The 17,756-nt window shown below is 67.4% G+C and carries 16 protein-coding genes; 7 read left to right on the forward strand and 9 right to left on the reverse strand.

Annotated elements, in window-relative coordinates:
- Positions 1 to 61: 61 nt before the first annotated feature.
- The gene (locus tag ACFQY2_RS05525) at positions 62 to 1,051 is read right to left on the reverse strand and encodes an alcohol dehydrogenase catalytic domain-containing protein (RefSeq protein ID WP_378744646.1); all 990 of its coding nucleotides are present in this window, start codon (positions 1,049 to 1,051) and stop codon (positions 62 to 64) included.
- 95 nt (positions 1,052 to 1,146) lie between these two features.
- Here ACFQY2_RS05525 and ACFQY2_RS05530 point away from each other — a divergent pair, with 95 nt between their 5' ends.
- The gene (locus ACFQY2_RS05530) at positions 1,147 to 1,506 is read left to right on the forward strand and encodes a winged helix-turn-helix transcriptional regulator (RefSeq protein WP_378744647.1); all 360 of its coding nucleotides are present in this window, start codon (positions 1,147 to 1,149) and stop codon (positions 1,504 to 1,506) included.
- 90 nt (positions 1,507 to 1,596) lie between these two features.
- Positions 1,597 to 2,559 (forward strand): aminoglycoside phosphotransferase family protein, encoded by a 963-nt coding sequence (locus ACFQY2_RS05535; protein ID WP_378745035.1) that lies wholly within the window; start codon positions 1,597 to 1,599, stop codon positions 2,557 to 2,559.
- On the opposite strand, the gene ACFQY2_RS05540 is transcribed toward ACFQY2_RS05535, so the two are convergent.
- The 8 genes from ACFQY2_RS05540 to ACFQY2_RS05575 form a co-directional block, all read right to left on the reverse strand.
- Complete coding sequence (locus tag ACFQY2_RS05540; protein ID WP_378744648.1) at positions 2,526 to 3,269, reverse strand: GolD/DthD family dehydrogenase; 744 nt, start codon at positions 3,267 to 3,269, stop codon at positions 2,526 to 2,528. The two genes, ACFQY2_RS05535 and ACFQY2_RS05540, sit on opposite strands and share 34 nt — an antisense overlap.
- Before the next feature lie 2 nt (positions 3,270 to 3,271).
- A complete protein-coding gene (locus ACFQY2_RS05545) occupies positions 3,272 to 3,733 on the reverse strand; it encodes a ribose-5-phosphate isomerase (RefSeq protein ID WP_378744649.1) in 462 nt (153 codons plus the stop codon).
- 32 nt (positions 3,734 to 3,765) lie between these two features.
- A complete protein-coding gene (locus tag ACFQY2_RS05550; RefSeq protein ID WP_378744651.1) occupies positions 3,766 to 5,472 on the reverse strand; it encodes a dihydroxyacetone kinase family protein in 1,707 nt (568 codons plus the stop codon).
- 8 nt (positions 5,473 to 5,480) lie between these two features.
- A complete protein-coding gene (locus tag ACFQY2_RS05555) occupies positions 5,481 to 6,536 on the reverse strand; it encodes a substrate-binding domain-containing protein (RefSeq protein WP_378744652.1) in 1,056 nt (351 codons plus the stop codon).
- 48 nt (positions 6,537 to 6,584) lie between these two features.
- Complete coding sequence (locus tag ACFQY2_RS05560) at positions 6,585 to 7,574, reverse strand: ABC transporter permease (protein ID WP_378744653.1); 990 nt, start codon at positions 7,572 to 7,574, stop codon at positions 6,585 to 6,587.
- Positions 7,571 to 9,136 (reverse strand): sugar ABC transporter ATP-binding protein, encoded by a 1,566-nt coding sequence (locus tag ACFQY2_RS05565; protein WP_378744654.1) that lies wholly within the window; start codon positions 9,134 to 9,136, stop codon positions 7,571 to 7,573. Before ACFQY2_RS05565 ends, ACFQY2_RS05560 begins: the two co-directional genes overlap by 4 nt.
- 144 nt (positions 9,137 to 9,280) lie before the next feature.
- Positions 9,281 to 10,675 carry an FGGY-family carbohydrate kinase gene (locus ACFQY2_RS05570; RefSeq protein ID WP_378744655.1) on the reverse strand — a complete coding sequence of 465 codons (1,395 nt, stop codon included), beginning with the start codon at positions 10,673 to 10,675 and terminating at the stop codon, positions 9,281 to 9,283.
- Entirely contained in the window at positions 10,672 to 11,610 is a 939-nt protein-coding gene (locus ACFQY2_RS05575) for a sugar-binding transcriptional regulator (protein WP_378744656.1), read from the reverse strand. Before ACFQY2_RS05575 ends, ACFQY2_RS05570 begins: the two co-directional genes overlap by 4 nt.
- Before the next feature lie 145 nt (positions 11,611 to 11,755).
- On the opposite strand from ACFQY2_RS05575, the gene ACFQY2_RS05580 reads away from it, so the two are divergent.
- The 5 genes from ACFQY2_RS05580 (at position 11,756) to ACFQY2_RS05600 (ending at position 17,736) form a co-directional block, all read left to right on the forward strand.
- Positions 11,756 to 13,363, forward strand: coding sequence for an MFS transporter (locus tag ACFQY2_RS05580; RefSeq protein ID WP_378744657.1), 1,608 nt, complete (start codon positions 11,756 to 11,758; stop codon positions 13,361 to 13,363).
- A gap of 176 nt (positions 13,364 to 13,539) precedes the next feature.
- A complete protein-coding gene (locus ACFQY2_RS05585) occupies positions 13,540 to 14,223 on the forward strand; it encodes an N-acetylmannosamine-6-phosphate 2-epimerase (RefSeq protein WP_378744658.1) in 684 nt (227 codons plus the stop codon).
- 401 nt (positions 14,224 to 14,624) lie between these two features.
- The gene (locus ACFQY2_RS05590) at positions 14,625 to 15,890 is read left to right on the forward strand and encodes an ABC transporter substrate-binding protein (RefSeq protein WP_378744659.1); all 1,266 of its coding nucleotides are present in this window, start codon (positions 14,625 to 14,627) and stop codon (positions 15,888 to 15,890) included.
- Between the two features lie 19 nt (positions 15,891 to 15,909).
- A complete protein-coding gene (locus ACFQY2_RS05595; RefSeq protein WP_378744660.1) occupies positions 15,910 to 16,911 on the forward strand; it encodes a carbohydrate ABC transporter permease in 1,002 nt (333 codons plus the stop codon).
- 3 nt (positions 16,912 to 16,914) lie between these two features.
- Positions 16,915 to 17,736 carry a carbohydrate ABC transporter permease gene (locus ACFQY2_RS05600; protein ID WP_378744661.1) on the forward strand — a complete coding sequence of 274 codons (822 nt, stop codon included), beginning with the start codon at positions 16,915 to 16,917 and terminating at the stop codon, positions 17,734 to 17,736.
- Positions 17,737 to 17,756 lie beyond the last annotated feature (20 nt).

Genomic DNA, 17,756 nt, shown 5'->3' on the forward strand with positions numbered 1-17,756 from the left:
CCAGGTAACGAATGCAACGGTTTGATTACGGAAATCCTTGGCGAGTCTTTGCTGACCTGTCTCACGCACGGACCACGATCTTGCGACCCGCATGCAGACCGTCGTCGAAGCGGCGATGCGCATCGACGACGTGATCGATGTCGAATACCTCGTCCAGAGCGGGAAGAAGGGCTCCTTCACGTACTCCGTCCTCCAGGAAGGCTGTCATGCGCCGCACGGTCGCCTGGTCGGCGAGCAGGTCGAAACCGCGATAGTCGACGATGCGGACGCGATCGTCGGGCACAGCGTGCGTGGGCCGTGAGTCGAGGAATCCCGCCGCGACGAGGGTACCGTCGGTGCGAGTCGCGGAGAGGAGATCCTGCTGACCGGGACCCCGCACGAGGTCCAGGACGATGTCGACCCCCTCCTGCCGGTCGCGCTGACGGATGGCGGAAGTGAGACCGTCGGGGCCCACCACGATCACATCGGCTGCACCGGCCTCGCGCAGCAGGCCGGCTTTCGACCCGTCCCGGGTGACGCCGACAGCCTCGGCGCCGATCCGCTCCGCGATCTGCAGGGCGGCGCGACCTACGCTCCCCGATGCTCCAGTGATGAGCACCCTGTCCCCGCGCCGCATCCTCGCCGTCTCGACGAGCGCACCGTAGGCGGTCGAGAAACCGACCCAGATCGCCGCGGCGTGCGTCGGGTCGAGCTGTGCCGGGCGGTGGATCAGCGAAGCAACGGGCAGAGTGGTGTGCTGCGCGTGACTGCCTCGAACGGTCGCGTCAGGGATGGCGGTGATGATCACGGGCTCGCCGACCCGCACCGAAGTCACGCCCGGCCCGACGGATTCGATGACGCCGGTGCCTTCAATGCCCAGACGTGAGCGCGCGGGCGCGGGGTGGGAGCCGGCCGGTCCGTTCCCGGCGCGCATCATGGCATCCAGAGGATTGATCGCGAAGGCCTCGATCCGCACGAGAGCCTCGCCGGCGGCCGGCTGGCTGACGGGCTCGTCGACGACCTGCAGGACCTCGGGCCCTCCGAAGGTTTCGTGGATGATCGTTCGTGACATGTGACTCCTTCTCGCGAGACGTCACCGGCGTATCGGATGCCGGCGGTGTTCTCACGCTAAGCAGGCGTCGGTTACGTCGGAGTAACGTAAAGCGGATGCAGAACGAAGCCGGTCACAATCACCTCGTCGACTGTCCGACCCGGCTGACGATCGAGATCGTCACCGGCAAATGGTCCGTGCTGGTCCTGCACGCGCTCAGTGGGCGATCCCGTCGGCACGGCGAACTCATCGATCTCATCGGAGGCATCTCCCGCAAAGTGCTCACGGATACGCTCGGTCGCCTCGCCGATTATGGCCTCATCGAGCGGCGCGCGCATACCCCGCGCAACGTGGAGTACCGGCTGACGGCCCTGGGACAGACCCTCATCGAACCGATCGAGGTGCTCACTGACTGGGCGCGTGACAACGCCGGCGCGATCGTGGACTTCCAGGAGGCGCACGCGGCCCGAGCGTGAGCAGTGTCGCGGCAGACCCGTGGTGGGGAGACGAGTCCTCGTCTTCACGTACAGAGTCGTCTGCAGGCGAGTAGCGTCACGGGGGTGAAGATGCACGCGGACCAGCTCGACGTCGACGAGGGCCTGGTCCGCCGTCTGCTCGCCGAGCAGTTCCCGCGGTGGCGGGATGAGCCCGTCCGGCTCCTCGAGACCGATGGCACGGTGAACACGATCTTCCGCGTCGGTGAGGAGCTGTCGGCCCGCTTCCCTCTGAACCCGACCGATCCGACGGCGGCCGCCGTGGAACTCGCCCGGGAAGCCGCTGCCATGCGGCAGCTGGCCGCCGTCTGCCCCGTGCCGACTCCCGTTCCGGTGGCTCGGGGCATGCCGGGCGGGGGATATCCGCTGCCGTGGTCGGTGCAGACCTGGATCGCAGGCGCGGTGTGCACCCCGCACGGTCTCGCCGACTCCATCCGCTTCGCCGAAGACCTGGTCACCCTGATCTGCTCGTTCCGGAGTGTCGACACCGGTGGACGCCGGTTCTCCGGAGCCGGCCGCGGGGGCGATCTGCGCGACTCGGACGATTGGATGGAGATCTGCTTCCGCGAGAGCGAGGGCCTGCTCCCGGTCGAGAAGCTGCGAGCGCTCTGGGAGCGATTCCGGATGCTCCCGCCCTCGGGCCCTGATGTGATGACGCACGGCGACCTGACCCCCAGCAACCTGCTCGTCCACGACGGACGGCTCGTCGGGGTCCTCGACGGCGGCGGCTTCGCCCCGGCAGACCCGGCGCTCGACCTCGTCGCAGCGTGGCACCTGCTGGACGCCGAAGCGCGTGCCGTCCTTCGAGACGGCCTGGACGTCGGCGATCTCGAATGGTGCCGCGGAACGGCCTGGGCGTTCCAGCAGGCGATGGGTCTGGTCTGGTACTACCGCGAGTCGAACGCCGCCATGAGCGGATTGGGGCGCAGCACGCTGACCCGCATCCTCGGCGACGGCGAGCCACTGGACAGGCTGTCCAGGGTCTCGCAGTCGCAGTCGACTCACACTGTGGTGAATCCTCCGTCGATCACATAGTTGCTTCCTGTGATCATCGCGGCGTCATCGCTGGCCAGGAAGGCGATCAGCGCGGCGACCTCCTCAGGTTGCGCGAAGCGCCCCACGGGGATCTCGGCTTTGGCCTTCTCGCCCTTCTCACCGGCCCACGCGGCCTTGCCGAGCGGGGTCTCCACCACTGTCGGCGACACGGCGTTCACCGTGACGCCCCGGCGGGCCCACTCCAGCGAGAGCACATGGGTGAGGCCGACGACGGCGGCCTTGCTGGCGCAGTAGGCGGCATGCTGGTCGAGACCGATCACCGACGCCTGCGACGCGAGATTGATGATGCGCCCGTAACCGGCCTCGAGCATCACGCGCCCCGCAGCCTGAGCCATGTAGAACGTGCCGCTGAGGTTCACGTCCAGGGTCAGCTTCCATCGCTCAGGCGTTACGTCGACCGCGGGGTCGAGCAGCGCGAGCCCGGCCGAGTTGACCAGGATGTGCGGCACGCCGGTGATCTCGACGGTCTCGGCGATCGCCGTGCCCGCAGCCGAGGGATCGGTGAGATCCCGCACGATGCTGTGGTGCCCGCTGCCCGGCAGATCGCTGACGAGCTCGTGCACGCGTTCATTCAGATCGATGCCGACGATGCGGGCACCGCGCTCCGCCAGATGGTGGGCCACGGTGTAGCCGATGCCGCTCGCGGCCCCGGTGACGACCGCGATCCTGCCTGTGAATTCCTGATTCATCTTCATTCCTCGTACGCGCAGATCGCGCGTACCTTCTCATTGGACGGGCTCTGCGGATCGAAGGTGTAGCCCAGCCATTCGCGAGCAAGACGGCGAGCCAGTTCGATGCCGACGACGCGCTGACCGAAGCACAGCACCTGAGCGTCGTTGGAGAGCACGCTCCGCTCGACCGAGTACGAATCGTGGGCGGTGACGGCCCGGATGCCCGGAACCTTGTTCGCGGCGATCGCGACGCCCAGGCCGGTGCCGCACACGAGCAGGGCGCGGTCCGCTTTGCCCTCCGCGACGAGCCGGGCCGCCTCGACTGCGACGTGCGGGTACGCAGTGTGGCCGTCGGCGGAGACGCCGACGTCGACGACGGAGACCACCCTCGAGTCGTTCTGGAGGTCGTTCTTGAGGATCTCCTTGTAGTCGAACCCGGCGTCGTCCGAGCCGACGACGAGGCGCAACGGGGTGTCACTCATGGTGGTTCCTTCTTTCAGATGGGGGTGTGCGGTCAGTCGGCGACGGGCGTCAGCTCGCCCACAGCCTCGACGATCAGGGACAGGGAGGTCGCTCCGGCATCCGGAGTTCCCACGCTCTTCTCCGCGAGCGGGCGAGCGCGTCCCTTCTTGGGACTCAGGCTCGCCGTGGCTCCCGCGGCGGCGACGGCGGATGCCGCGGCTGAACGCCAGGCCTCCGGCAGCGGCGTCCCCGCCGTGACCTGCTCCAGGAGCGTGTCGCGGAAGGGCAGAAGAGCATCGACGAGTGTCTTGTCGCCGGGCTCCGCACGACCGAGATCGATGATCGCGTCGGTGAACGCCGTCACGGCATCCGTGGCGGCGGAGGCGTCGTACACGTCGCGCGCATCGGTGAGGGCCTCACCGGCAGCTTCCAGCCCCGCTCCCCAGAGCACACCGGAGGTGCCGCCGGCGCCGGCCGCCCAGGCGCGCCCGGCAGCCCGCAGCAGCCAGGCCGGTCCGGTGCCGCCGAGCGCGTCGACGGCCGCGATCGCGGCATCCGCTCCCTTGACCATCCCGCGCCCGTGGTCGCCGTCACCGGCGACGGCGTCGATGCGGCCCAGCTCCTGCTCATTCGCGTGCACCGTGCGCTGCAGCTCCCGCAGACCGGCCTCGACCAGAGTCGCGACGGCGGCGCCGGCCGCCGACGGCTGCGGTGCCACCGCATCCTCCGAGGCCGCGGCACCGAAGACGGCGGGACGCAGGTCGGCGACGGCTTCTGTGCTCTTGCGGTAGCCGGGCGCGTACGCGTCGGCATGCCAGGTGGACTCGAGCTCCTCATCGAGCCACATCAGCGTCAGGGAGCAGCCGCCCATGTCGAGGCTCGTGACGAGCTCACCCACTTCCGGTTCGACGGGGACCAGCCCGACATCCGCGAGCAGCACCCGGATGTCGTTCCACAGCAGGAAGAGCTCTTCGTACTTCGTCGTTCCCAGACCGTTGACGATGACGGCGACGCGGCGGCTGTTCGAAGCCGGACGCGCGTCGAGGATGCCATCGACGAGGAGGCGGGCGAGGTCACGAGCGGGAATCAGCGGTGCGTCCTGGATGCCCGGTTCGCCGTGGATCCCGAGGCCGATCCCCATGTGGCGGTCGGGGACGGAGAACAGCGGCTCGAGGGCACCGGGCATCGTGCAGCCGGAGAAGGCCACGCCGAACGTCCGGGTCGCGGCATTGGCCGCCTGGCCGATCCGCTCGACCTCGTCGATGTCCGCGCCGGCCGCGGCGGCGGCGCCGAGCGCCTTGAACACGGCGAAGTCGCCGGCGATGCCTCGCCGCTGCTCCTCGATGCCCGACGAGGCGACGTCGTCCGTGACCAGCACGATCCGAGTGTCGATACCCTCACGTCGCAGCCGCTCGGCGGCGATCCCGAAGTTCATCACGTCGCCGGCGTAATTGCCGAAGGTCAGGATCACGCCGCGACCCTGATCGGCGGCCTTGGCAACCGAGTAGACCTGCGCGGCCGATGGTGAGGTGAAGATGTTGCCGACGACGGCGCCGGAGGCGAACCCCGGCCCGACGAGCCCGGCGAAAGCGGGATAGTGGCCCGAGCCACCCCCTACGACGACGGCGACGATGGGTGCAGGGCCCCGGTGGCTGACGACACCACCGGGGACTCCCTGGAGCCGGTCGGAGTACAGATCGACGAAACCGGCGAGCTGATCCTCGGCGAACTCGGCGGGGTCGTTGTAGAGAGTGGTCATCGGTGCTCCTAGCGCTTCTGGCCGGGAAGGCCCTCGTAGGCGATGTCGCCCGACGTCAGGTTCTCGTCCACCAGGTCGGCCAGCCCATCGAGGAACGCCGCGCGGTCGGTGACGACGTTCTTCATGGCGTCGTCGACGTTCTCGGGCGTGATGGCGGGCATGACGTAGACGGGCTCGGTGTCGACCTTCTCGCCGCGGGCGATCTTCGCCGCGACGGCCAGGCCGGCCGCCATCTCGACGGTGCCGTGCTGCAGCGAGGTGCCGATGAGCTCCCCGTTCTTGACGGCCTTCAGCCCGTCCTCGATGCCGTCCACGCCGACGACCTTCACGTCGGAGAGTCCGGCTTCGCGCAGGGCCTGGATCGCGCCCAGCGCCATGTCGTCGTTCTGCGAGATGACACCGTCGATGTCGGATCCGAATGCGGAGATCCAGTTCTTCATCTTGTTGACGGCCTCATCGCGCTTCCAGTTCGCGGTGTCCTTGGCCAGCACCTTGATCCCGGGGCTCTCGGCGAGCACGTTCTCGATGCCCTTGCCGCGGTCCAGCTGCGGCGACGAGCCCAGCGGGCCCTCCAGCACGACCACGTTGCCCGATCCGCCCAGCGCATCGGCCATCTGGGTGGCTTCCTGCTCGCCGGCCGCCACGTCATCGGGCTGCACGCTCGCGTCGACCTCGACGCCGGTCAGTGAGGTGTTCACCGCGACCACGGGAATGTTCGCAGCCTTCGCCGCGGCGACCTGCGGTGCGAGGGAGTCCGCCTGCACAGGCACGATGATGATGGCGTCCACGCCCGCGCTGACGTACTGGTCGACCTGGTTGGCCTGGTTGGAGACGTCGCCACCGGCGGAGTTCCACTGCAGCGTGATGTCGTTCGCCTTGGCGTACGCCTCCATGCCCTCCTTGCCCTGCGTGATGAACGATGACATGTCGTAGACGGTGACGCCCACGGTGATGTTGTCTGCGCCGCCGGCATCGGGGTCGCCTGCGCCGCAGCCCGCGAGGGCCAGTACGGTGCTGGTCGCGATCGCCGCGGCGGCGAGGGAGGTGCTGAGTCTTCTCTTCATGATGTGGTCCTTCGACAGTGAGGGGATGGGATGGTGGAGTGCAGAGAGCTATTTGCGTCGCTTGGCGGCCCAGACGTCGACCGCGACGGCGGCGACGATGATGACGCCCTTGATGACGTTCTGCCAGTACGCAGGGACGAGCAGCAGATCGAGGCCGTTGTTGATGGTCTGGATCAGCAGCAGGCCGATCGCGGTGCCCCAGATGGTGCCGCGCCCGCCCATCAGGCTGGCCCCGCCGATCACGACGGCGGCGATGGCATCGAGTTCGTAGCCCTGGCCGAGGTTCGGGGCTCCGGTGATGACACGTGAGGAGAGCATCAGACCGGACAATCCCGCCAGCAGGCCGCTGATCGCGTAGACGCTGAAGAGGATGCTCTTCGAACGCACACCGGCGATCTCCGCGGCGAGAAGATTGCCGCCGACGGCGTAGACGCGCAGACCGTAGCTGGTGCGCTTCATGATGAAGGCGAATGCCAGAATCGCGACGATCATGAGGATGACGGGGATGGTCAGGCCGAACACCGAGGTGTTCGCGTAGACGCCGTACGACGAGGGCAGGCCGTTGATCGGCGCCCCGTCGCCGATGACATAGGCGACGCCGGATGCGAGGGTCAGCATGCCGAGCGTGGCGATGAACGGTGGAACGTTCATCCTGCTGACGACGAACCCGTTGAGGGCTCCGGCGATGAGACCGGTGGCGACCGCGGCGATCAGCGGGAGCGCCGGATTGTCTCCGACGTTCTTCGCCGTCCAGGCGGCGGCCATGGCGCTGGCGGCGATGACGCTGCCCACCGAGAGGTCGATGCCGCCGGTGAGGATCACCAGCGTCTGTCCGAGGGCGATCAGCGCGAACGGCGCCGCGGCGATGAGGATGGTCAGCAGGTTGTCGGGTGTCGCGAACCGGGCGCTGCGATACGCGAAGAACGCGACGATCAGCAGCATCACCACGATCATGATGTTCTGGATCAGGACATCCGTGATGCGGGCGGACGCGCTGCGCTTCGTCTGCGGGACAGCCGTGGTCACGCTCGTGGTCATGATGCGGTCTCCTCGTTGGTCTGGTCGATTCCGGATTCCTGCCCGGAGGCGAGCCGGAAGATCTTGTCCTGTGCGTCGGGTCGGCCCAGGTCGCTGCGGCTGAGTCGTCCGGCGACCCCGAAGTCGCGCATGATCAGCACCCGGTGGGCGAGCGAGAGGATCTCGGGCATGTCGCTGGACGCCATGACCACCGCCATCCCGCGGGACGCGAGGTCGACGATGATCCGGTAGATCTCGCTGCGGGCGCCGACGTCGACGCCTCGGGTGGGCTCATCGAGCAGCAGCGCGTCGACGGGACCGGTGAGCCAGCGTCCCAGCACCACCTTCTGCTGGTTGCCGCCCGAGAGGTTCTCCATGTGCTGGCCGAGCCCGTTGCTCTTCAGGCGCATCGAGGCCATGACCTCGCTGACCGCCGACTTGCGCCTGCGCTCGCTGAGCAGTCCGAAGCGGGAGAAGGCGGCGATGCGGGGAAGCGTGGCATTGTCGAGCACGCTCATCGGCAGCACCGCGCCCGCTCTCTTACGGTCCTCGGGCACGATGGCGACGTGCTGGGCGATCGAGTCGCGCGGGCTTCCGGGGCGGATGTCCGTGCCGGAGACGGTGACCGTGCCGGAGACGGGGGTGCGAAGGCCGTAGATGCACTCGATCAGCTCGGAGCGTCCGGCTCCCACAAGACCGGCGAGTCCGAGGATCTCGCCCCGGCGCACGGAGAACGAGACCGGGTCGGCGCCCGGGGCGACGACGAGGTCTTCGACCGTCAGGACGATCTCGTCACTGGGCTCATTGAGGTCGGGAAACAGGCTCTCGAGTTCGCGCCCGATCATCGCGGTGACGATTCCGTCGTCGCTGATCTCGGACAGTGCCGAGTCGGTGATGAGCTTGCCGTCGCGAAGTACGACGACACGGTCCGCCATGGCCCGGATCTCTTCCATCTTGTGCGTGGTGAACAGTACCGCGACGCCCTGGTTCCGAAGGTTGCGCACCACTTCGGCGAGGTGGGCGACCTCCCTCTCGGCGATGGCACTGGTGGGCTCGTCGAGCAGCAGCACCCGAGCGCCCCGGCTGGTCGCCTTGACGATCTCGATGATCTGCCGCACGCCGACGGCGAGGGTGCCCATCTGCACGTGGGGATCGAGCTTCAGCCCGAACGCCTGCAGGTCCTCCCGGGCCCTGTTCGCCATGGCCCGACGGTTCAGGGTGCCGACCGCTGTGCGGATCTCGCGGCCGACGAAGAGGTTCTCATAGACCGTGAGCTCGGGGATCGAGGCCAGTTCCTGCGGGACGATCGCGACTCCGAGGGCCGAGGCGGCCTTGGTGCTTCCCGCGGGCAGTTCCTGCCCGCGGACGTGGACGTGGCCCGCGTCGGGACGGTACTGGCCTGAGGCGATCTTCATCAGAGTGGACTTACCGGCACCGTTCTCGCCGGCCAGTGCGGTCACCGTGCCCGGTTCGAGGCGAAGATCGACGCCCTTCAGAACGGGCACGCCGCCGAACGACATCTCGATGCCGCTGCACCGCAGCATCGCGGCTTCGTGGTTCGCGTCAGCCACAGGATCAGGCACGCTCGGCTCCCTCGCTCTGGGTCGCACAGATGTGCAACACAGAGACATTATGCGATGTATTTGCAGACTGCAACTCATCATGCTCACATGAGCAACACCTGGACACGGCGACAGGCAGGGCTGAGCGTCTGGGGGTTTGGAGGGTCAGCCGCGGCGACCGGTGGTCGCGGCGGCGTACCGCTCACGCACCCCGTGCACCCAATCGCCACCGGCGGAGGGGTGCACGGTGAGGGTCGGCAACGGGGCCCAGTCCGGCGGTGCACCCGTCAGAGCCCACGCGGCTTGCCGTGCGGCGCCGTAGGCGGCATGTTCGCGGTGGGTCGGCCATTCGATCGGGTGCCCGATGAGGTCCGCGATCACCTGGCGGACGCACGCTGCCCGCGCCCCTCCGCCGACGAGGAGGATGCGTCGGGGTGACGCACCGGAGCGCGTCATGGTGTCGAAGGCGTTCGAGATCGCGCATCCCAGTCCGAGCACCGTCGCTCTCGCGATGTCGGCAGGGGTCATCGACTTCCGGCTGAGTCCCACGAGCATCCCCGACGATGCGGCCGCGGACGGGTTGCGCTCCCCGTCCAGATAGGGGATGAGCAGGGCCCCATTCGCATCCGGCGCCGCACTTCCCGCCAGTTCATCCAGCCGCTTCAGCCCGATGCCGAGCATGCGCGCGGTGCCCAGCAGGACCCGCGCGCCGTTGAGCAGCACGACGATCGGGATGAACCCCGAGCGGGAGTCCGCCATCGTATCGATGGTCCCGGTGGGATCGTTCACCGGATGCAGCGTGCGCATCGAGACCGTGACGCTCGTCCCGATCGAGATGATCACGTCCCCCGGAACGGTGTCGAGTGCGAGGTGGGTTGCGGCGTTGTCCCCGCACCCTGGTGCGACGAGCGTGCCCGCGGCTGTCTCGCCGGCGCGCCCTGACACCGGGAGCACGGTCGGAACTCGCGTGCGGTGTCCCAGCGCGCGAGCGACCAGATCGTCTCGGAACCGTTCCGTCCGAGGTGACCAGTAGCCGGTGGCAGAGGCGTCGGATCTGTCGGTGACGGGGGCACCGCGACGGCCGGTCACATGCCAGGTGAGCCAGTCATGGGGCAGGAGCACCGATGCGATCCGGGCGGCGTTCTCGGGCTCGTGTTCCGCGATCCAGCGCAGTTTGCTCACGGGATGCGCGCTGTCCGGTAGCAGCCCGGTGGCGTCCAGCCAGGCGGCGTCGCCGAGTTCTTCGCGGAGTCGACGGGCGGACTCGGAAGCGCGCAGATCGTTCCAGAGCAGTGCGGGCCGCACGGAATCGCCATCTGCGTCGAGAAAGATGGTGCTGTGCTGCTGTGCGGCGATGCTCATGGCTGCGGTCCCGGGAGGCTCTGCGCTGCCTGATCCATGCAGTGCGGACCACCAGTGCGCCGGGTCGAGCTCGGTGCCATCCGGGTGGGGGAGTGCGCTCGAGTGGACCAGGTCGCCGCAGGCGAGATCGAGCACGACGAGTTTCGTCTGCTGCGTCGAGGAGTCGACTCCCGCTACGAGCGTCGGCGACATCGTCATCCGGCCAGCAGTCGTGCTGCGGTGAACGCGTCGGTGATCAGTCCGGTGAGGAGACCCGATGCCAAGGAGGCGCGAATGGCGCGCGTCTTGGAGGAGCCGCCCGCAACCCCGACGCGGGAGGGGATCGCCCGAAGCTGACGCTCGCTCACAGCGATGCAGCGGTCGTCGAGGTCATGGATGACCTCTCCCGCGTCGGTGATGACCGTCGAGGCGATCTCCGCCACCGCGCCGAGCCCGAGGAGTCTGCTGCGGTCGTCGTCGTCGATCGCGGGATTCATCATCATCAGCGAATTCGGCGGCGCCCAGGACCCGATCGCGCAGAGCGCGACCGTCACCTCGTCGAACATCTCGACCGCGGCGCGGATTCCAGGCTGCCGGAGGGTGCCGCGCGCTGTCTCGGAGTCGCTCATCACCAGGGACGCGTAGATGGGCCAGGGCTGGACGCCGGGGAAGCTCGCGAGACGCCGGATGACTTCGAGACCGCTCTCCTGGATGGGGCCGGCAACACCGGCGAGCTGCACGACGGCGCGGCAGGGCAGCTCGTGCAGCTGCCGCGCCATCACATTGAGGGTGCGTCCGGAGGTCAGCCCGAGGACGCCGTCGCGGTCGATGATCTCGTGAAGGATCCCCGCAGCCGCCGCGCCCAGGGCGGCCTGCGCGGCTTCGTCGGTGTCCACCGGGAGTTCGACGGCGACGGCATGCTCGAGACCGTAGCGCCGCCGCAGACGCATGGAGAGGTCGAGGTCGATGCCCGGTGTGCTGACGATCTCGAAGCGGATGATTCCCCGCTCACGGGCCTCATCGAGCATTCGGCCGATCTTGAAGCGGCTGAGCCCGGTGTCCTTCGAGATCTCCACGCGCGATTTGCCGTTGACGAAGTGCTCTCGTGCGACATGCGCGAGCTGAATGTTCGAGAGCGGTCCGGCGTCGGCCATCGCATCTCCTTCGACTGTGCGTGGTGAGAGATCGGCTCCGCTCACGATAGCGCCTCCGTGCACGACTGAGCGGGCACGGATCCCTTCCCGAGACTCTTCAGAAGATCCCGACACTCTGTCGGAATCAGGAGTATCGTGGCGTCTCGTGACTCACGAAACGCAGGACCGCCACCACCTCCGCTGGTGGGGCCTCGCCGCGATCTCCGTCGGCGTGGCCCTCATCATCATGGACGCGACCATCGTCTCCGTCGCAACCCCCGCGATCATCGATTCACTCGATCTGACGAGCACCCAGGCGCAGTGGATCCAGGAGGTCTACACCCTCGTGTTCGCAGCCCTGCTGATGGTCTGGGGCACGCTGAGCGACCGGATCGGACGACGTCGGCTGCTCGTGATCGGCCTGGTGGTGTTCGTGGGCGCCAGCATCCTCTGCGCCTCGGCGACCACCGGTGAATGGCTCATCGCGGCCCGTGCGCTACAGGGGATCGGCGGCTCGATGATCCTGCCCACGACCCTCGCGCTTCTGAACGCCACCTTCCGCGGAACCGAACGCAGCATCGCGTTCGCGGTCTGGGGAGCCACCATCGGCTCGATGGCGGCGGTCGGTCCGGTGCTGGGCGGATGGCTGACGTCGGCGTTCTCGTGGCACTGGGCGTTCTGGGCCAACCTGCCTTTCGGTGTTCTCGTGATCATCGGTGTGCTGCTCTGCGTGGCGGAGTCGCGCGAGCGCAGCTCCCAGCGCTTCACCGACTGGATCGGCGCTCTCGCCTCCATCGTGGGTTTCGGGCTTCTTGTCTTCGCGCTCATCGAGGGGCGCTCCTACGGGTGGTGGGAGGCGACCGACTCCGCGCCGGCGAGCCTCGGCGCCTTCAGCATCATCCCGCTGGCCTTTGTCGTCGCCCTCGTGGTGCTCGCTCTGCTCGTGCTGCGGGAACGCGCGCGGGGCGCCGCCGGCAGGTCGGTGCTGCTCGATGTCTCGCTGTTCCGCATCCCTACCTTCGCGAACGGCAATGTCACCGCGCTGACCGTGGCGCTCGGCGAGTTCGGCCTGATCCTCTCTCTGCCGCTGTGGTTCCAGTTCGCCCTGGGGTTGGATGCGCTCCAAGCCGGCCTGGCCCTGCTCCCGCTGGCCGTGGGCTCGTTCATCGCGAGCGGTTCGATCCGATCCCTGTCGAAGCACCTCAGTCAGGTCCAGATGGTGCGTATCGGCATCGTCATGGAGGTCGTCGCTCTGATCGCCGTCGCGCTCGTCGTCCGTCCGGATTCCGCGGCATGGGTCACCAGCATCCCGCTCTTCTTCTACGGCGCCGGCGTCGGCTTCGCGACGGCGCAGCTGACGCAGTTGATCCTCGCCGACGTCCCGGTCGAGAGGTCCGGTCAGGCGTCGTCCACCCAGTCCACCGCTCGGCAGGTGGGCTCCGCTCTGGGAATCGCACTGCTCGGCACTGCGCTGTTCGCGACGCTGCGAGTGGGCACCGAGGCGCGCCTCAGCGATCACGTCGCGGCTGACCCGTCGATCGCAGGACTCATCGACGGCGTCTCCGATTCCGGCGGTGCCCTCATCGCCGAGCTCGCCGCGAGCCCGGCGACGCGGGCGGTGGCGGATGCTGCGCGCGAGGCACTCACCCAGGGCGTGGCCGTGGCGGCGTGGGTCGGTGTCGTGGCCCTCCTCGTAGGCCTCGCGACGACGATTCCGCTCGGCCGCCCAGAGCGTCGGACCGACGAGGTCGTCGCGGACGACCGCACAGCCTGATTCAACTCAGGCGCTCGATCCGGCGGTGCGAGCCGTGTTCGGCCACAAGCCACAGCACCGATTCGGCGGCTGCGCCATCTGGAAGTGAGACAATCGCAGACGCCTCCAAACTGGTATAGTCCACCTGAACGGTCGACTAGCTGCCGGTGACTGAGATGGTGAGGCTGATCACGCGCATGACGGAAATTACGCTCATCGACAGGATCCGCCATGGTCTGATCGTCTCCTGCCAAGCGGCGCCGGGAACGCCCCTGCACGGCGCTGAGCCCATGGCGCGCATGGCGCAGGCAGCAGTGGCCGGAGGGGCTGTGGGCGTACGAGTGCGCGGCGTGTCCGATGTCGCGGCGGTAAGACGGGTGGTGAGCGTGCCGCTCATCGGTTTGACGAAACGAGGCGCAGAGGGCGTGTACATCACACCCTGTCTGCGTGATGCGCTGGATCTCGAGGACGCCGGCGCCGATGTGGTGGCAGTGGATGCCACGCTGCGCCCGCGACCGGACTCGGCGTCGACGGATCAGTTCCTCCGGGAACTCAAGGAGACCCTCCGCGTCCCGATCCTCGCGGATGTCGATTCCGTTGATGCGGGCATCCGAGCGGGAGACAACGGAGCGGACCTGATCGCGACGACCCTTGTGGGGTACACCGGCGGCGCCAGGCCAGTCGGGCCCGACTTCTCGGTTCTCGAGGGACTGGTGGCTCGCGTGGACGTCCCCGTGATCGCGGAGGGGCGCTTCCATACCGAGAGCGACGTCCGCCGGGCGATCTCACTCGGAGCGCACGCAGTGGTCGTGGGCGGAGCGATCACCGATCCTATCGCGATCACCAAGCGATTCGTCACGGCGATCGGCACGCCCGAATGAGCCTGGTCCGCCGTCGCCGCTGATCCTCCCTCCTCTCTCCCCGCTCGGCCGATCAAGGTGTTGGTCCTCCGAGTGGCACGTCAGCATGCAACCGCGTCCTCGGCTCGCCTTCCAGGCCCAGATGTTGGTGTCCGCTTCAATGTGACCTTTCCGGATCGAAAAGATTGCGGAGGTCTAGTCCAATAGATAGCATGTCGGAAAGCGGAGGCCGAGACGGCGTCGACCGTAACCCGACGAAGGTGCGAGCAATCGATGCGGGCGCGACGTTGCGGTGGCTCCGACAACAACTGAGAAAGCGAAGGACTGCAATGAAGCATCCCGATGACCTCTTCGCCGAGGAGAGACCCGAACGGACCGGAGCGAATGCGGGCGGTCTCGCTGCGCGAGTCAGGCGCGCGGGGGTGGCACTCGGCGTGGGTGCGGCCATGGTGCTGTCGCTGGGTGGATGCGCGGCTGCGGCTCCCGACGCCTCGGACGGCTCACCCACAACGGTGACCATCTGGAGCTGGCGAACCGAGGACAAGGCTGCGATGCAAGAGATCTTCGACGAGTTCAACGCCGAGAATCCCGACATCCGAGTCACTTTCGATCCGCTCGACCCCGACAGCTACGCGAACAAGCTGTCGACGGCTCTGCAGGGCGGGAAGGGGCCGGAGATCGCACAGCTCAATCCCTACGGTGCCCTGCAGCCGTTCGTCGACGCCGGGTATCTCGAGCCTCTCGACGACCTCGTTCCGGAGCTCGGCTCCTTCTCGGACGACGCCAAGATCGCGGTCAAGGGGCTCAATGACGGAAAGCTGTACGGGGTCCCCTACGCGGCCGTGAACCTCGGCGTCTTCTACAACACCGAGATCTTCGCCGAGCACGAGATCGAGGTCCCGCAGACGTACCAGGAGTTCGTCGACGCGTGCGACAAGCTCCTCGAGGCAGGAGTCGTCCCCATCGCCGCAGGAGGCGCCAATGGTCAGGGCTGGGCTCTGGAAGTCGCCCTGAACGTCCTCACGCCGGGGCTCACAGGCCCCGACTTCTATAACGACCTCATGTCGGGCAAGAAGAAGCTGACCGACCCCAGTTATGTCGCCGCGATGCAGCGCATGTCGGACCTGCTGCCGTACTTCTCTCCCGGATTCGAGGGCGTCGACTACGACGCGTCCACCCAGCAGTTCATCACCGGACAGGCCGCGATGTTCATGGGGGGGTCGTATGAGAACGGCAGCTTCAGTTCCCAAGGAGGCGATGATCTGAAGTTCAGCGTCTTCACCTTCCCCGCGGACGAGGCCGGTCAGCCGGCCTACACGTCCTCCTGGGTGGACGGGTCTTACGGACTCACGACGGACGCGGTGAACCGCGATGCGGCGATCAAGGTGCTCAACTACATGGCGACCCAGGAGTTCGCCCAGAAGTTCTCCGACCGGCTGGAATGGCTCCCCGTGCGCGACGACGTGGCGATCGGTGACGACCAGCCCGTCGTTCAGCAGATGCTGACGATGCAGGAGCACAGCATGCCCAACGTGACCCTGGTGGGTTACCGATGGGACAACCCGACCGGGTCGTCCATCCTGCAGCCCGCGATCATCGACATGATCGTCGGCAAGGTCACGCCGCAGAAGCTTGCGGAGGACATGCAGCAGGGCGTGGAGGCCTGGTTCGAGCCGAATAAGTTCTAGCCCATCCGAGGACAATGTCATGAAATCGGCCACACAGACTCCGGTTCCTCAGGAGCAGGCCGCTGCAAACACCGCAGCGGCCCGCTCCGCGGGCGGCCGAAGAGGCGACCGACGGCGACGGCTGACGTGGGCGCACGTGGGCTTCCTGGTCCCTGCGGCCGCCGTCTACTCCGTCTTCCTCGTCTACCCGCTGCTCAAGTCCCTGGTGGGGTCCCTCTTCGAATGGAAGGGGTTCCGGACCGTCGGGTTCACCGGCCTGGAGAACTTCTTCCGCCTCTTCCAGGGCCGGAACCTGGAACTCGTCACGGCCGCCTCGCTCCACAACGTGATGTGGTTCTTCGCCATCCTCCTGGTTCAGAACGTGCTCGGGCTCGTTCTCGCGTACATCCTGTTCCTGCGCGGTCCGCGCTTCTCGTTCTTCCAGGCGTGGTTCTTCTTCCCTGCCATCCTGAGCCCAGTGGTGGTAGGCGCGCTGTGGAAGCTGCTCCTGGCTCCTGGCGGGCCGCTGGAATGGCTGCTGCGCACGACGGGCGTCTCGCAGGAACCGGTCACCGTGCTCGGGGACTCGAACTGGGCGCTGTGGGTGCTGATCCTGGTGGACATCTGGAACTGGATCGGGCTTCCCATCCTGATCTTCATGGCAGGTCTTCACGCCATCGACCCCGGCATCTATGAAGCGGCGCGTCTCGACGGTGCCTCCGCCGGGAGAACCCTGTGGCAGGTCGCCGTCCCGCTGCTCATACCGTCGGTCAGCACCCTCACGATCCTGACGTTCATCAACAGCTTCAGCCAGTTCGACCTCGTGTACATCATGCAGGGAGGACAGGCCGGTCCCAACGGGGCGACGGACACGCTCGTGACCCTCTTCTACCGGCTCGCGTTCGGCGCGACCGGCTCGGTCGGGATCAACGATGTGGGACTGGCGCTCGCACTGGGCACGCTCCTGTTCCTGTTCCTCGTGCTCGTGTCCCTGCTCTCGCTCCGGTACTTCAACCGGCGCTCAGCTCTGGTGGAAGGGTAGACGATGAGACGCAGCGCTCTGCGATTTCCTGCCAACCTGCTCCTGGCCGCGTGGACCGTGATCATCGCCATCCCGGTGTACATCATGATCGTCTCCTGCTTCAAGACGACGCAGGAGATCTACCGCAATCCGCTCGCACTGCCCGAGTCCTGGGACTTCGGCAACTTCACTGAGGCGTGGGTGCGTGCCAACTTCGACGTCTACACGTTCAACAGCGTGGTGGTCGCGGTCGGCGCCGTGCTGCTCACGATCGTGCTGGCGGCGCTGGCGTCGTTCCCGCTCAGCCGACTCAGCGTGTGGTGGGTCACCCCCGTCCTCGGCTTCTTCCTGATCGGGCTCATGATCCCGGTGAGGCTCGGGTCCGTGGAGATGTTCGTGCTGATGAAGGAGCTGGGCCTGCTGGACAGCCATCTGGGACTCATCCTCGTCTACACCGCGATCCGGCTGCCCTTCGCGATCCTCATCATGAGCAGCTTCATGCGGGCGGTGCCGAAGGAGTTCGAGGATGCGGCGCGCATCGACGGGGCAGGTGACCTCCGGCTGCTGCTCAGCGTGCTCGTGCCGCAGATCAAGCCGGCCGTGGGCATCGTCGCGATCTTCACGACGATCGCGGTGTGGAACGACTTCTTCTTCCCTCTCATGTTCATCTTCGACCCCGACCTCCGCACGCTCCCCCTGGGGCTGGCGAGCTTCACGGGGGAGTACTCGACGAACTGGGGTCTGCTGTTCGCCGGACTCACGATCTCCACGCTGCCGCTCACCCTGGCATATGTGGTCCTCTCCCGTCAGGTCCGTGAGGGCGTCGGCGCCGGTGGCATCAAGTAGTCGCAGGCACGATGAGCACT

This window comes from Microbacterium sp. GCM10027623 (assembly GCF_042666935.1).
In the GTDB taxonomy this organism is placed as follows: Bacteria; Actinomycetota; Actinomycetes; order Actinomycetales; family Microbacteriaceae; genus Microbacterium.